Here is a 19224-nt window from a genome sequence, read left to right on the forward strand (position 1 = left end):
ATGTCAGAAAATCGGCGCTCTCGCAACGAAAAGCCAGCGAAAAGCCCTAAGCGCTTCGTCTGGTTGGCACTTCCTGCCGCCTTATTGGTACTAGGTGGCGGCTATTATGGTTATACCGTCTATCAGGATCGGCAAGAAGAAGCCGCTGCTAAAGAAGCCCTCACTTCCTTTATCGACGCTTTGGCCGATCAGAAGTACAGTGACTTGCCTGCCTTCGTGTCTGAAGACAGTTTAGCATCAACCGGCTTTACCGCAGACGAAGTCTCTGCAAAATACGAAGCGATCTTCACTGGTATCGGTGCCGAATCATTTAAAGCCTCTGGGATTGAGGTAACTCCTAATGACAAGGATTCCGATCAATTCAATTTCCAATACAACGGTTCCTTGACCACCTCGTTAGGTGAATTAACCGAGCTTTCTTATAGTGGCACGATCACTGTAGCTGATAACGAAGCCAAGATCGATTGGTCCCCTCAGTTGATCTTTCCAGGAATGGAGGGACAAGACAAAGTCAGTATTTCCGTAGATAATGCCACTCGCGGTGAGATTCTCGACCGAAACAACGAACCACTAGCAGAAAATGGCACGCTTTATCAGTTAGGCGTCGTTCCGGGGCAACTGGGCACGGGAGACGAAAAAAACGCCAATATCAAAGCGATCGCGGAACGTTTCGACCTGACAGAAGAAGCCATCAATCAAGCGTTGGAGCAATCTTGGGTTCAAGATGAGTTGTTCGTCCCCTTGAAGATCATCGAACCAACGGATGAGATGCCAACTGGAACAAGTTTAAAAGAAACGACTGGACGCACTTACCCACTTGGGGAAGCTGCCGCCCAACTGATTGGTTACTTAGGAAATGTAACAGCGGAAGATATCGAAAAAGATGAAACACTAGCAAGCAACGGACAAATTGGTCGTAGTGGTCTGGAAGCTGCCTTCGATAAAGAGTTGCGAGAAGAAAACGGCGGAAAAATCGCCATCACAGATGAAGATGGTGCTGAAAAAGTCGTCCTGTTAGAAAAAGAACGAGCAGATGGCAAGGATATCCAATTGACCATTGATGCCCAAGCCCAAAAGACGGCGTTTGACTCCTTACAAAACCAAGCAGGAGCAACGGTCGTTACCGAACCCAAAACTGGCGATCTGCTGGTACTTGCCAGCTCGCCAAGTTATGATCCCAATAAAATGACCCAAGGGATCTCACAAGAAGATTATGATGCGTATGAACAAAATGAAGACCTGCCTTTCATCAGCCGCTTTGCTACGGCCTATGCACCTGGTTCGACCTTTAAGGCCATCACTGGTGCGATCGGCTTGGAAAATGGCACGATCGATCCTACGCAGAGTATCGCGATCGATGGATTGAAATGGCAAAAAGATAGCTCATGGGGCGACTACTTTGTGACGAGAGTTACTGATGTAGCTTCTGTGAATCTCAAGGATGCACTGGTATACTCTGATAATATTTATATGGCGCAACAAACCTTATCTATGGGCGAAGATGCCTTTCGTGACGGCTTGTCGAAATTGATTTTTGGTGAAACACTAGATTTACCGATCGCGATGAATCCTGCTCAAATTTCAAATGAAGACTCCTTCAATTCGGACATTTTACTGGCAGATACCGGCTATGGCCAAGGAGAATTGTTATTGAATCCAATCCAGCAAGCGGCGATCTACTCCGTCTTTGCCAATCAAGGGAAGCTGGTCTATCCCCGTTTAGTGAAAGAGGCAGAGCAAAAAGACAAAGAAGTCTTTAAAGCAGAAACGATCGATCAAATCAATCAAGATTTGACCGCTGTTGTTTCCGATCCAAACGGAACTGCACATTCCTTGGCAGCATTAAACATTCCATTGGCTGCTAAGACAGGAACAGCTGAAATCAAAGAAAAGCAAGATGAAAAAGGCCAAGAAAACAGTTTCTTATTTGCCTTTGATTCGCAAGACCAAGGATTTCTAATGGTCTCCATGCTAGAAGATCGTCAAGAAAACCAATCAGCAACTGGTTTAGCACCTGAGCTATTGACCTACTTAGCTGAACATTATTAAAAAAAAGCCGCAACCTTCAGACACGGATCTGATATGCTCCCCCTATATAGGACACTGAAATATAAAGTGGCTTATATAGGGGGAGTTTGTATGTCTAGAGGAAAAATGAAATTAAGTTCAGAAGAACGGCTAGCTTTTGTAGAAAGAGCTTTAAAAAATGAAGCTAGCATAAACAGCCTGGCCAAAGAAGCACAAGTAAGTTTCAGTACGATAGAAAGGTGGATCACTCTTTATGAGAATGAAGGACCCACAGGTTTACTCCCTACAAAAAGGAATCAATCATACTCAACAGAGTTGAAACTGAATGCGGTCCATGATTATTTAGCTGGAACACATGGTAGCTTAAGAGCTGTCGCCAAGAAATACGGGCTTCGTAACAAAAAACAATTAGAAGACTGGTTAAAGATATATAATACTCATAGAAACTTCAAATCAGAAAGTGGTGGAAGTAGAATGAGTAAATCCAGAAAAACAACATTGAATGAACGAATTAAAATTGTGCATGACTGTATTATCAACGGTCGAGACTATGGGAAAACCGCGATTCAGTACCAAGTCTCTTACCAACAAGTTCGGAACTGGGTGTTGAAATACGACGAGATGGGAGAAAAAGGCTTAGAAGACCGTCGAGGGCAACGAGCGGGAAGTAAACCTGCCAGAACACCCGAAGAAGAAATGCGCGATAAACTGGCTCAACAAGAACGACGGATCAAGTTGCTTGAAATGGAAAATGACCTATTAAAAAAAGTCAGCGAGTTAGAAAGGAGGCGGGATTTGAATTAGTTCGTCATACGTTTGAATACCAATCGATCAAAGAGCTGCACGAGACAAAAAGCTATCCAATTAACACCACGTGTACCCTGCTCCATGTCACAAGATCGGCCTATTATCGTTGGTTAAAAAATCCCAAACTGCCTGAAGTGGTATTGAATGAACAGTTGGCAGACCTTGTTCGTTATATTTATGAAGCAGACAACGATAAAGGATATCGCAGAATCTGTGAAGATCTCGTGAATGATTATGGCTTTCAAGTGAATGACAAGCGTATTCTTCGAATCTGTCGCAAACTTCAAATCCAATCAACCATCAAGCATTCAGGCAATAGTATCACTAAGGCATCCAAGACTCCGTATCATATTGCGAAAAATTATTTGAATCGAAAGTTCTATGCGGATCAACCGAATCAAAAATGGCTAACAGATGTGAGTGAATTCAAGTATTATGAAGGGGCCGAAGTGAAGAAAATCTATTTGAGCGCTATTCTCGATCTCGCCGATCGTCGCATTGTTTCATTTGTCATCAGCGACAAAAATGACAATAAATTAGTCTTTGATACCTTCGATCAAGCAGTCGCCGCCGAACCAACCGCTCATCCGCTATTTCATAGCGATCGCGGATTTCAATATACAAGTAAAGTTTTTTGCACAAAGCTAAAGAAAGCAAAAATGAAGCAGAGTATGTCTCGTGTCGCCCGTTGTACCGATAATGGTCCAATGGAAGGCTTCTGGGGAATGCTTAAGCGAGAAAAATATTATCGGCGAAAGTTTATCAGTAGAGAAAGTCTCGTTGAAATGATCGAGAAATACATGAACTATTACAACAATGGTCGCTATCAACGATGTTTGAAGAGCAAAACACCGATCCAAGTTCATCAAGAATTATTAATGGCAGCTTAATCACTTCCCCCTCTTGGACAAGCGAATAGAATAAATCCGCTTAACCAAGAAGGAGGCCAGTCGAGCAAAGTTGAGGTTAAACAAAGTAAAAAACATAAAAACTGCCTACCGAATTTCGGTAGACAGTCGTCAAAATAATTTTATTCTATTTCATTGTCCACTTGACGGGGAGCCCAGCAATCTGAAGGTTGCGGCTTTTTTCTTATTCGGCTAAACCGACACGTTCAAAGATCGTGTCGACTTGTTTTAAATGATGGTTGTAATCAAACGCATCGTCTAAGTCTGCTTTGGTCAACACATCTGTAATGGCTGGATCAGCTTCTAATAGTGGACGGAAATCCGTTTGCTCATCCCAAGCTTGCGCTGTTTTTGGCTGAATCAAGTCATAGGCTTGCTCTCTTGTCATTCCGTGATCGATCAATTTCAACATTACTCGTTGGCTGTAGATCAATCCAAAGGTCGCATTCATATTGCGCTTCATATTCTCTGGGAAAACTGTCAGATTTTTGACGATATTGCCAAAGCGATTCAGCATATAATCGATCAAAATCGTCGTATCCGGAATAATGATCCGTTCTGCCGATGAATGTGAGATATCCCGTTCATGCCACAGTGAGACATTTTCATAAGCTGTCACCATATGGCCGCGAACGACTCGTGCAAGTCCCGCCATATTTTCAGAACCGATTGGGTTACGCTTATGGGGCATGGCAGAAGAACCTTTTTGTCCTTTGGCGAAGAATTCTTCAACTTCTCGGGTTTCTGATTTTTGTAAGCCCCGGATTTCGGTTGCAAATTTCTCAATGCTAGTTGCGATCAACGCCATTGCAGAGAAATACTCTGCATGCAAGTCACGAGGTAGTACTTGTGTGGAAATATCTTGCGCACGAATCCCTAATTTTTCACAGACATACTCTTCGACAAACGGTGGAATATTTGCAAAGGTTCCAACTGCTCCGCTGATCTTTCCTGCTTCGACCCCTTTTGCTGCCCGCTCAAAACGCTCGACATTGCGTTTCATTTCCGCATACCATAAGGCTAATTTCAAGCCAAAGGTCGTTGGTTCCGCATGTACACCATGGGTACGTCCCATCATTACGGTATGTTTGTATTCTTTGGCTTTTTCACCAATGATCGTCACAAAACGATTTAAATCTTCCCGAATCAAGTCGTTGGCTTGCTTCATCAAGTAGCCATACGCAGTATCAACAACATCCGTCGACGTCAAGCCGTAGTGGACCCATTTACTTTCATCACCTAAAGATTCAGAGACTGCTCGGGTAAAAGCAACCACATCATGTCGCGTTTGCGCTTCGATCTCTAAGATACGGTCGATATCGAAGGTTGCTTTTTCACGAATCAAAGCAACATCCTCTTTCGGTATCTCCCCTAGTTCCGCCCAAGCTTCATCCGCCAATATTTCTACTTCTAACCACGCTTGGTAACGGTTTTGATCGGTCCAAATAGCACCCATTTCTGGTCTTGTGTAACGCTCTAACATGTTATTATCTCCTTTAATCCCAAATATTGGTTTGATAGATTTCTTCAGTGGTCTCTGCGATATCTTCTGTCAAAACAGTGATATGACCCATTTTACGCCCGGTTTTCGCTTCTTCTTTGCCATAGTAATGGAATTGCCAAGCAGGTTTTGTGGCAATCAACTCATACGTTTCTGTCAATTCATCGCCTAAGACATTGACCATGACTGCTGGTGAAAGCAATGACACTTCTGGTAATGGCCAGCCACAGATCCCCCGGATATGGGCATCAAACTGACTCATGGAACAAGCTTCGATCGAATAGTGACCAGAATTATGTGGTCGCGGTGCCAACTCATTGACATACAAGCCGCCACTTTTAGTCAAGAACATTTCGATGGCTAAAACGCCTTGCAGATCAAAGGCCTTCGCAATAATATGAGCGATCCGTTTGGCTTCTTCGGCAACTTCTGGATCAATGCGCGCAGGAGCGATCGTTTGATGCAAAATATTGTTGCGGTGGATGTTTTCTACCACTGGGAAAGTGGTAAAGGTTTCTCCATTACCAGCAACTAAAATCGACAATTCTTTTTCAAAAGGAATCCACGCTTCTAATTCGCACGTCCCTTCACGCAGTAAGTTCATCGAAGGCGCTAAGTCCGCGGTACTGTATAACACGTGCTGCCCTTTTCCGTCATAACCGCCTCTAGTCGTTTTTAACACACAGGGATAACCGATACTGTCGATGGCATCTTGGATATCCGTTGGACTGATGATCGTGGCATAAGGTGCAATTACGATATTGTTAGCCTCTAGAAATGACTTTTCTAATAAACGGTCTTGAGTGATTGCTAACAGGTCAGTCCCTTGAGGGATATGGGAATAAGGCAAAATGGAATTCAATGCCTCGACACTGACATTTTCGAATTCATAAGTAATCACGTCGGCACGTCGAGCCATTTCTTCTAAAGCAAACACATCATCGTAGGCAGCAACAATATGCCAATCAGCGACTTGGGCTGTTGGACAATTGGCAGTAGGGTCTAAGACGCCAACCCGAAAGCCCATTTCTTTGGCACTCATTGCCATCATACGACCTAGCTGTCCTCCGCCAACGATTCCGATCGTTGCGTTGGGCATTAAAGGTTTAATCAAGTTGATCACTACTTTCCAATACAATTTCTTTTAATGTATTTCTTCGCGCGTTTAATTTCTCCGCTATCTCTAAATCATACATGGAAAGCATCTGCGCTGCAAGTAGTCCTGCGTTAGTTGCGCCAGCTTTTCCGATCGCTGTTGTTGCCACTGGTACACCAGCTGGCATCTGCACGATCGATAGTAGGGAATCCAACCCGTTTAATGCGCGAGATTGTACAGGCACACCAATGACGGGCAACGTTGTTTTCGCTGCGACCATTCCTGGCAAATGAGCTGCTCCTCCTGCTCCTGCGACAATGACTTTGATTCCTTCTGCACGAGCAGTTTCGGCAAATTCGAACATCAAATCTGGTGTACGATGTGCCGAAACGACTTTTTTCTGATAAGGTATCGCTAACTCATCTAAAATCAAGCAGCACTCCTTCATTGTTTCCCAATCTGACTTGCTCCCCATAATCACTGCAACTGCTGGTTTCATTTGATTTTCCCTCCAACGATTTTTTACTAGTTTCTTCTGAAACAAGCTCAGAAGTATTTTCTCACGAAATTAGTTTGTTAGCAGCAGTTTGTCACTGCGACCCAACGCCCCTTGCATAGCACGTTATGACTAACAATCACTTTCCCCTTTAAATAGTAACGAGTTGCCGGAGCAATGTCAAAATATTTTCGAACTATTTGCTAGTTTAACTTTGTATCGTTCGTTTTTATGGCTAAGAAAACCATTCAGTCTTTCTGTTTGGCAGGAAAAAGACAAATAAAGGAACAATACAAAAAATCCAGACGAATCCTCGTCTGGATCAAATCAACTTACTGTTGCAAGCTCAATTCCGTCACTTCGTCTGTTTCTTTCGGCAATCCGTTGAAGAACAGATTCAAAACAATGGCTGTCAAACTACTCATGACGATCCCATTGCCTGTAAACATTTGGACGGTTTCAGGCATCTGACTGAATAAGGTTGGCATCATATTGAACCCTAAACCAAAACCGATCGATACCGCAATCACTAACAAGTTCTTGTCATTCATAAAATCAACTTTGCTTAGCATTCGCATCCCTTGAACAGCGACCATGCCAAACATCACTAACATGCCGCCTCCCAGTACTGCTTCTGGAATGATTTGCGCAATGGCACCGACTTTTGGAAACAGCCCTAATACGATCAAAAAGATAGCTGAAAAGAAAATCGGGCGTCGCGTCTTAATACCTGAAAGTTGAACTAAACCTACATTTTGTGAAAATCCAGTATAAGGAAATGTATTGAAGATCCCCCCAAGGATCACCGCCAAGCCTTCCGCACGATAGCCGCGCTTTAAGTCATTGCCTGTAATCGGTTTTTCAGTAATATCTCCCAGCGCAAAATAAACACCAGTGGACTCTACCAGACTCACGATGGAAATAATGATCATCAAAACGATCGACCACAGATCAAAGGTTGGTAAGCCGAAATAAAAAGGCTGAGGCAAATGAAACACAGGCGCATGGGCGATGGCAGAAAGATCCACCAATCCTAAGAGCGCTGCTAAAATGGTCCCACCGATCAAACCGATCAAAACGGCAATCGAGCGAATAAAGCCTTTCCCAAAGACCTGCACCCCAATGATCAAGGCAATCGTCACAAAGCCTAACAATAAATTCGTTGGATCACCAAAGTTAGCAGCTGCAGCATCGCCGCCACCGATTTTAGTGATGGCGACTGGAATCAAGGTCAAGCCGATGACGGTAATCACGGTTCCCGTCACCAATGGGGGAAACAAGACTTTGATTTTCGAAAAAATGCCAGCGATCAGAACAATGAAAATCCCAGCGGCAATGATCGCTCCGTAAATCGCACTGATCCCTGATTTGGTGCCAATCAAAATCAATGGGGAGACAGCTTGGATGGCACAGCCTAAAACGACTGGTAGGCCGATCCCGAAAAAGCGGGTAACAACTAATTGCAAAAGCGTAGCGATTCCGCACATGAAAATATCGATCGAGATCAAATACGTCATCTGAGCTTCATTGAAGCCCAGACCTGTTCCAATCAGCAAAGGAACGGCAACAGCTCCTGCATACATTGCTAGTAAATGCTGCAAGCCTAAAACTGCTGAACGGCTATTCGTTTCTTTCATTAGGCATCTCCTTCTATAAAGCTGACTTGTCCCTCAGACAATGAGGCGATCCGTGCTAGTGAAACAACAGGAATCCCCATTTCTTCAAGTAATTGTCGACCACTTTGGAATGATTTTTCAATCACGATACCGATACCGACGACGTTGGCTCCTGCTTGTTGACACAGTTCGATCAAGCCTTTTGCTGCTTGTCCGTTTGCTAAAAAATCATCAATAATCAAGACTGTATCCTCTGAAGACAAAAATTTCTTGGAAATCGATACTTGGCTGGTCACTTGCTTGGTAAAGGAATAGACAGATGCAGTCAGCAGCTCTTCATCCATTGTCAGACTCTTTGCTTTACGGGCAAAGATCATTGGTACTTGTAACTGTTCTGCAGTATAAAGGGCTGGTGCGATCCCTGAAGCTTCGATGGTCACTACTTTTGTGATGCCGCTTCCTTGAAACCGTTCCGCGAAGACTGTACCGATTTCTTTCATCAACTCATAATCCACTTGGTGGGTCAAAAATTGGTCCACTTTAAGAACCCCTTCGCCCAGCACATTTCCGTGTGTTTTGATACGCTCAACTAATTTTTCCATCCTAGCTCTCCTCGTTCCTTTCTATTCCATCCTGAAAAAAAAGACACTCTTTTTGCCAAAGCAAAAAAAGTGTCTAACAGGCACGATTTTTACTTATAGTCCGATATTTACGGTATCGGGTAGAGACTGTCGACCATATTTCGACGATATACAAGTAATTTTTAAATGATAGATTCGATTATGCCTGTCTTTGATTAAAAACACAAGCATGGAATGCCCTTTATAAATAAAAATATTCTCATTTGTGGATCATTTCCTACTCTGGCTTCTCCATATCGCGATAGTGTTCCATCTTTTTACTGAAAAGCTCCCCATTGGACGGCGGCGTGTAGGTGATGGCATTAGCGCCTGCTTCAATCGTTTCTAAGATGCTTTCATCGGTTGGTCCACCGGTTGCGATGATCGGCAGCTTCGGATATTTTTTACGGAAGAAAGCCACGGTATCTGCTGTGTCCTTGCCCGCACTGATATTGATGACTTTCACACCAGCTTCAAGCTTGTCATCAATTTCGGTATACTTACTCGTTACGGTACTGATAACGGGAATATCTACAACTTTACAGACTTGCTCCACAGTTTTCAGTGGCGTTGGTCCGTTTAAGACGACCCCGATCGACCCTTGGGCTTCAGCAAACATGCTCATATAAGACGAGCGAAATCCTTGGGTCAAGCCCCCGCCGACACCAGAAAACACTGGAATGTCCGCTGCTTCGATGATTGCTTTCGTAATTGCTGGGTGTGGTGTAAAGGGATAGACCGCAATCACAGCATCCGCATTTGTATTACGGATGATCGCAATATCCGTTGTGAAAATAATGGAGCGGATTTGTTTTCCAAATATTTGAATACCGCTAGCCTCTCGAATAACTTTAGGCACTTTCACGATATCTTTACGCAAATCGGTGGTGATTTTTGGCATATATTTTTCTTCCATAAGCAGCCAACTCTCTTTTCTTATTGATCAAATCGATTCAATTGGTAGGTTTCAATTACTTGAATGATTTTGCTGGCATAATCCGGATCCGTTGCATACCCTGCATCTTGTAATGCTTGTGCGGCACTGCGGTAGTCGTTTGCTGTCAAGACATTTACATAAAGTGCAGGATTCCAATCCACACCATTTACAAACAACATCGTATGATCATCCATTGATTCTTCCCAAGTATCATAGACACGAAAATCTCCTTGAATCGTGACCCATTCTCCATTATAAAACTCTTGGGTATCTAATGTCACCTTTTTTGAATGGCCAAACGACTTAATTCCAAATAAATTATTGTATTCACTGGCTAGAGAACTTTGACCCCAATCTGATTCAAGGATTGCCTGTCCAATAATGATACTTGGTAAAATCCCGTAGCCCTTTTGCAGTTCTTGTGCGTAAGGAGCGATGCGATCAATAAATTCTTCATGGGAGATGGCTTCCGTGTTTGTTTCTTCCTCTTTGGGAAGGGGGTCTGCCAAACTATTCAAGGAAAAAATAAAGGCAATCCCAATCAAGAATAACCCTAGAAAGACTAATGGGAAACGAGTCTTCTGTTTTTTTCGTCTTGCGCTCATTTTTTCACTTCCTTTGTCTGACTAAACACATTTTCAGAAAACAAATTGCCTCCATTCGGCAACAACTCATCTTGTGTAAGCTCACTGCTTTCTTGACTTTTAGCAAGAGACCCCTCATAGATCCAGTCCTCTGCCAAAGGATCTTCCCATTCGTGAGAGGACAATTCTGCTTCTTTTCGAGCGATGTGTTCTTTTGCTTCTTCCAGGAACTCTTCAAAGGTCAACTCCTGCTCCTCAATGTAGGTTGCCACTTCGACCCCTACATATCGTAGATGCCAAGGCTCATAATCGATTTGCGTAATAGCATGTTTTCCTTTCGGGTAACGGATGATAAACCCATACTCCCTTGCATGAGCTTGTAGCCATTTTCCACCCTCAGTATCACCGAACCCCTCATTGAGCAGTTCTCCTGTATGATTTTGATACCAATCCTGATCCACAACATCAACAGCAAGCCCAGTATGGTGTTCGCTAAAGCCAGGCTCAGTAAAGGTCAGTTTCGTGATCCGAATTGCTTCTTCTTTTGTATGACCTTGACTCATCAGGGTGTTGACATTGGCATTGAATATCTCCTCTTGATACGCGACTGAACGGTAGGCAGAGACCATCACCAAAGGATGTCCTGCAGCTTTTGCGGCATCTGCCAGCTTTTCATAAGCTGAAACGATGCGTTGATCGACGAGATAGCCATTCGACAATTTCCCTAAATCTTTTTGGGCAATTTCGCTTTTGATTTTATTGTTTGGGCCTACCAAAACTAATGACCAATCATCCAATGAGACAGTTGGTAAATCCTCTTCGTTCACTTCATCACTAGCACTTGCTTGTTCTTGTGACTCTTGCGTGTTCCCATTTGGCTCTTTTTCATTTGTTTCTGTTGTTTCACTCGTTGTTGCTTGATCTGTTGAACGAGCGATACTTGCACTCTTTGTTGGGGTGACTGCGGTCACTCGGTTCACTTGAATGGTTAAAAGAACCAGAAACAAGAAGCCCGCCGCCGCAGCCATTCCATAATACTTTTTCAAAAAATATCCTACCTTTAGTTGTAAGTTTCTTCCAGATTTTCTTTGACCCACTCCAACAGTTCGATTTTTTCATTGCGAATTTGCTGCTGAACAAAAGCGGGCAATCGGAAGTTTAGTATATCATCATAACCCCACTCATCATACGTAATACTGACTCTCAAATCAAGGTATTGGGCTGTTTCTTCAGATTCTGTTAACAATTCGACTTTCGCTAAATCGCTTGCTAACCACGTTCTGGCGATTTGAGTCTTCATTTTTTTGAACTCGACGACCGCTTGATTGCGTTTTTCTGGATAAATGACGGTTTGCCGAATGATTTTTTGGATCAACATCCATTCATAATCTGAAAACAGCAGCTTCACTTTCTGATTTTCAGCAGGTGACAGACTCATTGTGCCATTTTTCCATGCCTCCCATTGCTCCTCGGTGATGCCTAATTGTGTTTCATAAAACTGTTTTTCTGATGCGTATTGCTCGATGATGGTATTTAAAATAATTGCAATTGATACATTATGCATATGTTATCCCTCCTCTTCTATATTTTACTGAAAGTCAGCCGTAATGGAAACTTTTTGCGATTGTTTTTGATTATTTTAAAGAATTGATTTCTTTTGTTATACTAAATACGAAGGAGATGATCAATGATGAAAAAATACCGTTGGGGAATGATTGGCCTCGGAGATATCGCAACGCAATTTGCTGCTGGCTTTTCTAATGAAGCAAGTGAACTATATGGGGTCAGTGCCCGGAGTTTCCCTAAAGTCCAAGCATTTGCTGAGAAACACTCTATTCCCCATGCCTATGAAAGCACAGATGCCATGTTAGAAGATCCGCAAATCGATATTGTTTATATTGCAGTACCTAATGATCTTCATCATGAATTTATTATGAAAGCTCTGATGGCAGGAAAACATGTCCTCTGCGAAAAAGCCATCACCACCAGTGCCGATGAGCTAGCGGAAGAACTAGCCTTAGCCAAAGAAAAAAATCTAATCTTAGAAGAAGCAATGACGATTTTCAATATGCCGGTTTATGCTCGGTTGAAAGAAGAGATCGATGCCGGACGCTTAGGAAAATTAAAAATGATCCAAGCACCATTTGGCAGCTACAAAGATCCAGACCCAAGCAATCGTTTCTTCAATCCAGATTTAGGCGGCGGTGCTTTATTGGATATCGGTACGTATGCTGTTTCATTTGCCCGCTTTTTCATGACGGATACACCAGAAGTGACGTTTAGCAGCATGAAGCCCTTCTCTACAGGTGTGGATGAACAATCAGTCACGATCCTACAAAATCCAGCCGATGAAATGGCCAGTGTCACGCTGACTTTTCAAGCGAAAATGCCTAAAACCGGTATCGTCGCTTTCGAAGAAGGATACATTACCGTAGATGAATACCCTCGTGCGGACAAAGCCGTGATCCATTTCCGAGATGGAACAAATGAAGTGATTGAAGCTGGGGACAGCAGTCAAGCCCTTAATTATGAAATTGCCAATATGATCAAAGCCATCGATGGCGAGATCGAAGGATCGATCCATTTGACCACCGATGTCATTGACGTTCTTGATCAAATGCAAGCTTTTTGGGAACAGCAGTAAAATGAAAAAGACTCCTTTTTAGGAGTCTTTTTTTAGCGTGCCATTGTTTGCATTTGATCAGAAAAGTCGGCTTTGATTTCAATAAAACTTTTAAAGGTTTGCAGAAACTGAAACAGCTGAGCGCGATTTTCAAACTCTGCTCTTGTTTGGGGCAATGGCTTTTGTCGATAATCTTCATAAAGCGCAGCAATTTTTGCCAAGATCTCTTTCCCATCGTTATTTTCGTGAAAGGACTCGGCAGTAAAGGATAGCAACTCTTGAAACGCATTTGTATAGGCTTCTTCTACCCAAAACAACTGCAATAAGTCAACCATTTCTAAGAGTAAGCGTGCCTGACTTTGGCGCATGGTAAAGTACTCTTCATAATAGGAGGCTTCTCCTCGCCATTGATTTTCACTATGCACCATTGCTTGTTGTTTGCCTTGCTTGATATCCCCCAAAAGCGTTTGGCAGACCTGGGGAAGCGTCGCCTTTTCTTTTTCAGTTAACGCAATCGACATGTCTTTTAAAAGACTTTTAAACGTTTCTTCCACTAATTGCTGTCTTTCTTTCAATGCTCGTTCGCCATCTGGCATATATAAATTGAACAAAAGTGCAAAGCCAATGCCAATACTCATCAATAAAAAAGCATTCCCAATCAGTGGCCAAGCAAACGAACGTTCCATCATATAATGGGTCACCAAGACAGAATTGACGACGATCCCATCGGTCAAATTGAAATAGACAGCGGTTGGGATAAAGAGAAAGAGAAAAAGAACAAATCCTATCGGCCCAAAGCCTAATAAATGGAAGCTGACAAAAGCTAAGAGCGTTGCGATCGCCAAAGAGATCAAACGCCCGATTCCCGTAAAAAGTGACGTTTTCTTTGTATTACCGACGCTTAAAATGGCGATGATCCCTGCGGCTGGCGCATACAAAAGACCGATCTGTTGTGCCAGAAACATTGATAAACCAGCAGCAATCGCCGTTTTCACGGTCCTCATTCCGATTTTCATTTTTGTCACCTCCTGTGAAAAGTATACTAAATTGTGAGGAATAAGACTAGAATTTCTCAACTGCTTTGAGTATGATTAAGTAAAGGGGGCATTTGACCATGAAACTGGGGCGTTTTCGCTTAGGTATGCGAACGATAAAAACAGCCATCGCTGTCATGCTTTGTATTCTGCTCTTTCATTTTCTTGATCGTGGCCAACCATTGATTGCTGCCTTGTCGGCTGTCTTTTCTTTGCGACAAGACCTGACCACAACGATCTCTTTTGGTAAGTCACGGGTATTAGGAAATACGATCGGCGGCGGTACAGCCATTTTTTACTTTTTGACGAAGCAATATTTTCAAAATGACTTTCTGATCGAATTGTTTGTCTTGCCAGCGCTAGTCATTTTTGTCATCGTTTTTTCAGATGGCATCAATAACAATTCTGGCATTATCTCTGCTATTGCGACGATGCTTTTGATCACTTCCAGTGTCCCTCAAGGGGAATCGATCATCTTCGCCTTAGACCGTGTATTGGACACCTTTATCGGCACGTTAGTTGCCCTATCGATCAATTTCGTCATTCGACCACCTGAGGAAGAGAAAAAGGATGAGATCCAAGAAGATCTGGTGGTGCTGAGGCAAAAAGAGCTTGAACTAAAAGCCATGCTAGAAGAAGTCCAAGGTGAGATTTCCGAACAAGAAAAACAAGAAAAATAAAAACAGCCTTTTTCCAGAATCATTCTGAGAAAAGGCTGTTTTTGTTACTCATTGGCTTTCAGTGCATCGATCATATTGACATGTTTCAGTTTGAAATACATTGCGATCCCTACCACGCTTGAAAATAAGCAGGTCAATCCAGCGGCATACACATAGCTCATTGGTTCGACTGTCGGTGAAAACATGGCGATATCGACTTCGATGGTCTGTAAGACAAATTGATGCTGAAGGGCCCCTAATAATAAACCAAATGCAATGCCGAAGATCGTCAGAAAGATATTTTCACGAAAGACGTACATGGTCACTTCTCGATCATAAAAGCCCAATACTTTGATGGTCGACAACTCGCGAACGCGTTCCGCTATATTGATGTTGTTCAAGTTGTACAACACGATAAAGGCTAATGCCCCCGCAGACGAGATCAAGATCCAGATGACGATGTTCAAGGTTGCTGTCGTGTCATCTAAGGCATCCGCTGAAGCTGAGAGGAAGGAAACATTGATGACATTGTCTTGTGCCATCAAATCAGCCGCGATCGCTTCTTCCTCCGATTTCGTCAAACGCTGACTGAATTTCAATAACTCACTGTTGTAAGAAGGGGCGGCCTGAAAGATCTTTTGATACGCATCTGGGGTCAAATAAGCAAAATGCCCTGTGTAGTTTTCTGCGATTGCAACCACATTCAGTTCAAATGCTTCGCCGCTTTCATTCGTCAACGTTATCGTATCACCCACCGATAATCCAAACAACTTAGCAAGCTTTTCATTGATGATGGCGCCCTCTCCTTCTAGCTCGTAAGCTTCTCCTGAAACCCGATCATTCAAGTGGACAAATCTCGATAAAGCCGCAGGATCTTCTGGCACGGTGACGGTTACTTCTTGCTGCGTGACCCCCGATTGAGCCAACGTCAGACTTTCCGTATGCAAGAATAACCCTGCTTCAAAACCAGCAATATCTTCTGCGGCGGCTTTTGTTTCACTCATTGCTTCCGAATCCTCATCATCAAAGGTGATCACCGCCTGATACTGCCAGATTTTCTCAAACTGTAAAGGAATGATATTGCTGATGGAATCTCTTAGGCCAAATCCAGTCAAGATCATGGAGGTACATCCCGCGATCCCTAAGATGGTCATGAGCATTCTGGACTTGTAGCGAAACAGGTTTCGCATTGTAACTTTTTGAATAAAACTTAAGTGCCGCCATATAACGGTGATTCTTTCTAAGAGAATTCGTTTTCCTGTTTTGGGTGCCTTTGGTCGTAACAATGAAGCCGATGACTGTCTTAAATCAAATCGTAAAACCAGCAGTGCGATACCGATGGTGCAAAGCAAACTGACTCCCACAGCAATCAATGAAAGCCGCAAATACCATGGGGTGTCATACTCCGTGAGATTGTAAAGCGGTCCATAAGCTTGAATGATGATTGCTGGAAAAAAGGAAAAGCCGACTGCTAGACCCAATACAGCACCTGTGATGCCTGCTGCAGAGGAATAAAGCAAAAATTTCTGTCCAATCTCCCAGTTACGATAGCCTAATGCTTTCAATGTACCGATCTCACTACGTTTTTCATCGATCATCCGCGTCATGGTGGTTAGACTGACTAACGCTGCAATCAAAAAGAAGATAACTGGGAAAATCGTTGCTAACGAAGAAACTCGTTCCGCATTGTCTTGGTACTCTGAATAACCAGGATTCGCATCGCGGTTCGCGACACGATAAACTGCCGGTTTTAGATCCAATAATTCCTGCTCTTTTTCAGCAACTTCTTTTTTGGCATCTTCAAGTTTTTCGCGTTCTTTTGGTGCTTTTTCTTTGAATTCGTCAAGCTTTTCTTGAAGGGTTGCTTCGTTTTCTCGATATTCTTGCCAACCAGCAGCTAATAAAGACTGACCCTTGGCTTTTTCAGAAGCTAAGGTCTCACGAGCTTCGCTCAGCTGCGTCTCTCCTTGGGTGATCTGGGTTTGCGCTTGTGCCAATTCTTGGCGCCCAGCTCTGATTTGGTTCCAGCCAGCATTGACTTGCTGTTGTGCCTGCTGAAGTTGCGCTTCTTGGTCATTGATCGCAGCCATTTGCCCAAGTAATTGAGCACGTTGTTGCTCACCTTCGGCAATGAGTGGACGCAATGTATCTTCAGCTGCCGTCAGCATAGTAGCAATCATCGTTTCATCGATTTCCTCCAGATCAGGAATCGGACCAAGGACATCTGTCGGCAGGTTCAACTGTGCCAGAGCGGCGGTTACTTGTGCATAGACGGTAGGCAGCTGGGCCATTTGCTCCTCTGCAGAAAGTTGACCCACACTTCTGATTTGATCCATGCCTTGGTATGCCAGCGCCAGTTGCTCCTCTACCTGCTGGATGCCCTTTTGTAGTTCAGGTCTTTGTGCCAAAACGGGTGCCAACTGAGCTTGGGCTGACTGTACTTGGGCTTCTTGCTGAATCAATGCTTGTTCATTTTGATCTAGCAGGCGTTGATTTTCGATCAATGCCTGTTTCCCCTCAGCTAATTTTTGCGCTTCTCCATTCAATTGCTCTTGGGCAGTTTGAATCTCTGTCTGAAAAGCTGCTTCTTGTTCCGTCAACTCCTGATGCGCCTGCGCCAATTTCTCTGTTGCGTCGTCAAGTTCCGCTTGCGCTTGCTGCAATGCTTCTTCGCCATCACGGATCTGTTCTTTGGCCTCATCAATGGCTGGTTGCGCTTCATCGATCAACTCTTGCCGCCGTCCTTGTGCCCGCGGAGCCAACCGTTCTTCTACTTCATCACTTACTTGATCCCTTTTTGTCTGATATGCTTCTGAATAGCTAGCCACTTGCGATAGCTCATCAAAACGAACTAACAATCTAGCATACGCAGTTTCTTTAAAATCTTCTTCTGGAATTACTGCAAAGTAATCGACCGTCCCATTCCCAACGGTACTATTGCCTCGATGAAAATTCTCAATAAATTCGGGACTATTGACAAAGCCAACGATCGTGTAAGTGTGCGTTTCTAGCTGGTTTTCACCGCTTTCTGGCAGTTCAAAAGTTTCATCTAGTGCAAACCCACCGCTGCTTTGTGCCGCTTGATCCAAAGCAATTTCCCCTGACTTTTGCGGCAATCGACCAGAAGTCACCTGATATTGATTGACTTGCCGCTCCTTCGAAAGGGAAAAGACACGGATCACGGCACGGTGATTTTCGGCATTGATATCGGCGATCTGCTCTGCTTCAACAGACGTGACACCAGGCATTTCTTCAATGATTTCCCGATCGGCAGTCGACAACCCTAATGTTGACGCAATCGTAAAGTCCGCTAATTTCTGGCGAGCAAAATAATCTTCAGCTGCTTGTTCCATATTCGGACCAGTTGCACTGATCCCCACAAAAAAAGCGACCCCTAAAAAGATAATGCCTAATATGGACAAAAACCGCCCGGGTGCTTGCCTGATTTCACGTAAACTGGAACGTAATAATTTTTTTTTCATAGGCATTTACCAAGAAATAGAGGCAATTGGAATCGGATGAGTATTTTTTTCCATCTTGCGGACCTTTGCATCATTGATATGGATCACACGATCAGCCATGGGAGCCAATGCGCTGTTATGTGTAATGATCAAAACGGTCGTCCCAGTCTCGCGAGCCGTTTTTTCTAGAATTGCTAGAATCTGTTTCCCCGTTTCATAGTCAAGTGCCCCAGTTGGTTCATCACAAAGCAGCAATTTGGGCTTCTTCGCAATAGCACGAGCGATCGTGACTCGCTGCTGCTCGCCACCAGACATTTGCGCTGGAAAGTGATCCAAGCGATCACCAAGCCCAACTTGGGTCAAGATCTCAGCTGCATCAAGTGCCTCTGGCACGATTTGTGCTGAGAGTTCAACGTTTTCTCTGGCTGTCAAATTAGGGACCAAATTATAAAACTGAAAGACAAACCCGACATCTTTGCGGCGATAGGTCGTCAATTGTTTGGCATCAAAGCCAGCAATATCTGTTCCATCAACGATCACTTTGCCACTATCACATTGATCCATTCCGCCTAATATGTTCAAAACGGTGGACTTACCAGCGCCACTAGGACCAAGGATCAGTGCGATCTCTCCTTTTTCTACGGAAAACGAAACACCATCATTAGCAGCAATTACCGTGTCGCCCATTGTGTATTTCTTCACTTCTTTCACAACTTCGATATAACTCATTATGTTCCTCCAAGAATTCCAGCGCCGCATGCGCTTTCTCGCTTAATAGTGTATCATACTTATTCCTGCGAAAGAAACAGCAAAAAAGCAGCTCATTTTATCAAATTAAAAAATCTGAGACAAAA

At 43.6% G+C, this 19224-nt stretch carries 17 protein-coding genes and 1 riboswitch; of the genes, 5 read left to right on the forward strand and 12 right to left on the reverse strand.

The window, feature by feature from the left end; genetic code table 11:
- The 3 genes from pbp4 to IGI96_RS00150 all read left to right on the forward strand — a co-directional run bounded on the left by pbp4 (position 1) and on the right by IGI96_RS00150 (position 3725).
- Positions 1–2049: a penicillin-binding protein PBP4(5) gene (pbp4, locus tag IGI96_RS00140; protein WP_270288040.1), complete on the forward strand. Its 2049-nt coding sequence runs from the start codon at positions 1–3 to the stop codon at positions 2047–2049.
- 90 nt (positions 2050–2139) lie between these two features.
- Entirely contained in the window at positions 2140–2832 is a 693-nt protein-coding gene (locus IGI96_RS00145; protein ID WP_074935028.1) for a helix-turn-helix domain-containing protein, read from the forward strand.
- 35 nt (positions 2833–2867) lie between these two features.
- Entirely contained in the window at positions 2868–3725 is an 858-nt protein-coding gene (locus tag IGI96_RS00150; protein WP_270288115.1) for an IS3 family transposase, read from the forward strand.
- 202 nt (positions 3726–3927) lie between these two features.
- Here IGI96_RS00150 and purB read toward each other — a convergent pair whose 3' ends face one another.
- The 9 genes from purB to IGI96_RS00195 form a co-directional block, all read right to left on the reverse strand.
- Positions 3928–5226, reverse strand: a complete 1299-nt coding sequence (gene purB / locus IGI96_RS00155; RefSeq protein WP_375838679.1) for an adenylosuccinate lyase — start codon at positions 5224–5226, stop codon at positions 3928–3930.
- Between the two features lie 13 nt (positions 5227–5239).
- Positions 5240–6367 (reverse strand): 5-(carboxyamino)imidazole ribonucleotide synthase, encoded by a 1128-nt coding sequence (gene purK, locus IGI96_RS00160; protein ID WP_270288116.1) that lies wholly within the window; start codon positions 6365–6367, stop codon positions 5240–5242.
- Positions 6351–6839 carry a 5-(carboxyamino)imidazole ribonucleotide mutase gene (gene purE / locus IGI96_RS00165; RefSeq protein WP_010749580.1) on the reverse strand — a complete coding sequence of 163 codons (489 nt, stop codon included), beginning with the start codon at positions 6837–6839 and terminating at the stop codon, positions 6351–6353. The genes purK and purE overlap by 17 nt, the downstream gene beginning before the upstream one ends.
- Before the next feature lie 329 nt (positions 6840–7168).
- Positions 7169–8473 carry a nucleobase:cation symporter-2 family protein gene (locus IGI96_RS00170; RefSeq protein ID WP_010749579.1) on the reverse strand — a complete coding sequence of 435 codons (1305 nt, stop codon included), beginning with the start codon at positions 8471–8473 and terminating at the stop codon, positions 7169–7171.
- On the reverse strand, positions 8473–9054 hold the full coding sequence (locus IGI96_RS00175) for a xanthine phosphoribosyltransferase (RefSeq protein WP_270288042.1): 582 nt from the start codon (positions 9052–9054) through the stop codon (positions 8473–8475). The genes IGI96_RS00170 and IGI96_RS00175 overlap by 1 nt, the downstream gene beginning before the upstream one ends.
- Before the next feature lie 76 nt (positions 9055–9130).
- A riboswitch (purine riboswitch) is annotated at positions 9131–9228 on the reverse strand.
- An 82-nt stretch (positions 9229–9310) separates the two neighbouring features.
- Positions 9311–9988 (reverse strand): hydrolase, encoded by a 678-nt coding sequence (locus IGI96_RS00180; RefSeq protein ID WP_270288043.1) that lies wholly within the window; start codon positions 9986–9988, stop codon positions 9311–9313.
- A 20-nt stretch (positions 9989–10008) separates the two neighbouring features.
- Positions 10009–10614: a glycoside hydrolase family 73 protein gene (locus IGI96_RS00185; RefSeq protein WP_005229997.1), complete on the reverse strand. Its 606-nt coding sequence runs from the start codon at positions 10612–10614 to the stop codon at positions 10009–10011.
- A complete protein-coding gene (locus tag IGI96_RS00190) occupies positions 10611–11621 on the reverse strand; it encodes a M15 family metallopeptidase (RefSeq protein ID WP_333493928.1) in 1011 nt (336 codons plus the stop codon). The genes IGI96_RS00185 and IGI96_RS00190 overlap by 4 nt, the downstream gene beginning before the upstream one ends.
- 32 nt (positions 11622–11653) lie before the next feature.
- On the reverse strand, positions 11654–12157 hold the full coding sequence (locus tag IGI96_RS00195; RefSeq protein WP_005229993.1) for a hypothetical protein: 504 nt from the start codon (positions 12155–12157) through the stop codon (positions 11654–11656).
- Between the two features lie 123 nt (positions 12158–12280).
- Between IGI96_RS00195 and IGI96_RS00200 the strand changes: the two genes are divergently transcribed.
- Positions 12281–13237, forward strand: a complete 957-nt coding sequence (locus IGI96_RS00200) for a Gfo/Idh/MocA family protein (RefSeq protein WP_005229991.1) — start codon at positions 12281–12283, stop codon at positions 13235–13237.
- A 32-nt stretch (positions 13238–13269) separates the two neighbouring features.
- Here IGI96_RS00200 and IGI96_RS00205 read toward each other — a convergent pair whose 3' ends face one another.
- Positions 13270–14232: an aromatic acid exporter family protein gene (locus IGI96_RS00205; protein ID WP_016611010.1), complete on the reverse strand. Its 963-nt coding sequence runs from the start codon at positions 14230–14232 to the stop codon at positions 13270–13272.
- A 98-nt stretch (positions 14233–14330) separates the two neighbouring features.
- Here IGI96_RS00205 and IGI96_RS00210 point away from each other — a divergent pair, with 98 nt between their 5' ends.
- A complete protein-coding gene (locus IGI96_RS00210) occupies positions 14331–14930 on the forward strand; it encodes an FUSC family protein (RefSeq protein WP_005231932.1) in 600 nt (199 codons plus the stop codon).
- 44 nt (positions 14931–14974) lie between these two features.
- Here the strand turns inward: IGI96_RS00210 and IGI96_RS00215 are convergent, their stop codons facing one another.
- Both IGI96_RS00215 and IGI96_RS00220 read right to left on the reverse strand, forming a co-directional pair.
- Positions 14975–18397, reverse strand: coding sequence for an FtsX-like permease family protein (locus tag IGI96_RS00215; protein ID WP_438784771.1), 3423 nt, complete (start codon positions 18395–18397; stop codon positions 14975–14977).
- A complete protein-coding gene (locus tag IGI96_RS00220; protein WP_270288046.1) occupies positions 18398–19099 on the reverse strand; it encodes an ABC transporter ATP-binding protein in 702 nt (233 codons plus the stop codon). It lies immediately after the preceding gene.
- Positions 19100–19224 lie beyond the last annotated feature (125 nt).

The organism is Enterococcus sp. DIV0421, from assembly GCF_051713745.1.
GTDB classification, from domain to species: Bacteria; Bacillota; Bacilli; order Lactobacillales; family Enterococcaceae; genus Enterococcus_D; species Enterococcus_D casseliflavus.

Excerpts from the sequence above, each read along its gene's own strand:
- IGI96_RS00185 (WP_005229997.1), bottom strand. The coding sequence starts at position 10,614 with ATGAGCGCAAGACGAAAAAAACAGAAGACTCGTTTCCCATTAGTCTTT.
- IGI96_RS00210 (WP_005231932.1), top strand. The coding sequence starts at position 14,331 with ATGAAACTGGGGCGTTTTCGCTTAGGTATGCGAACGATAAAAACAGCC.
- IGI96_RS00170 (WP_010749579.1), bottom strand. The coding sequence starts at position 8,473 with ATGAAAGAAACGAATAGCCGTTCAGCAGTTTTAGGCTTGCAGCATTTA.
- IGI96_RS00180 (WP_270288043.1), bottom strand. The coding sequence starts at position 9,988 with ATGGAAGAAAAATATATGCCAAAAATCACCACCGATTTGCGTAAAGAT.
- IGI96_RS00200 (WP_005229991.1), top strand. The coding sequence starts at position 12,281 with ATGATGAAAAAATACCGTTGGGGAATGATTGGCCTCGGAGATATCGCA.
- purE (WP_010749580.1), bottom strand. The coding sequence starts at position 6,839 with ATGAAACCAGCAGTTGCAGTGATTATGGGGAGCAAGTCAGATTGGGAA.
- IGI96_RS00190 (WP_333493928.1), bottom strand. The coding sequence starts at position 11,621 with ATGGCTGCGGCGGCGGGCTTCTTGTTTCTGGTTCTTTTAACCATTCAA.
- IGI96_RS00175 (WP_270288042.1), bottom strand. The coding sequence starts at position 9,054 with ATGGAAAAATTAGTTGAGCGTATCAAAACACACGGAAATGTGCTGGGC.
- pbp4 (WP_270288040.1), top strand. The coding sequence starts at position 1 with ATGTCAGAAAATCGGCGCTCTCGCAACGAAAAGCCAGCGAAAAGCCCT.
- IGI96_RS00205 (WP_016611010.1), bottom strand. The coding sequence starts at position 14,232 with ATGAAAATCGGAATGAGGACCGTGAAAACGGCGATTGCTGCTGGTTTA.
- purB (WP_375838679.1), bottom strand. The coding sequence starts at position 5,226 with ATGTTAGAGCGTTACACAAGACCAGAAATGGGTGCTATTTGGACCGAT.
- IGI96_RS00145 (WP_074935028.1), top strand. The coding sequence starts at position 2,140 with ATGTCTAGAGGAAAAATGAAATTAAGTTCAGAAGAACGGCTAGCTTTT.
- IGI96_RS00220 (WP_270288046.1), bottom strand. The coding sequence starts at position 19,099 with ATGAGTTATATCGAAGTTGTGAAAGAAGTGAAGAAATACACAATGGGC.
- IGI96_RS00195 (WP_005229993.1), bottom strand. The coding sequence starts at position 12,157 with ATGCATAATGTATCAATTGCAATTATTTTAAATACCATCATCGAGCAA.
- IGI96_RS00215 (WP_438784771.1), bottom strand. The coding sequence starts at position 18,397 with ATGCCTATGAAAAAAAAATTATTACGTTCCAGTTTACGTGAAATCAGG.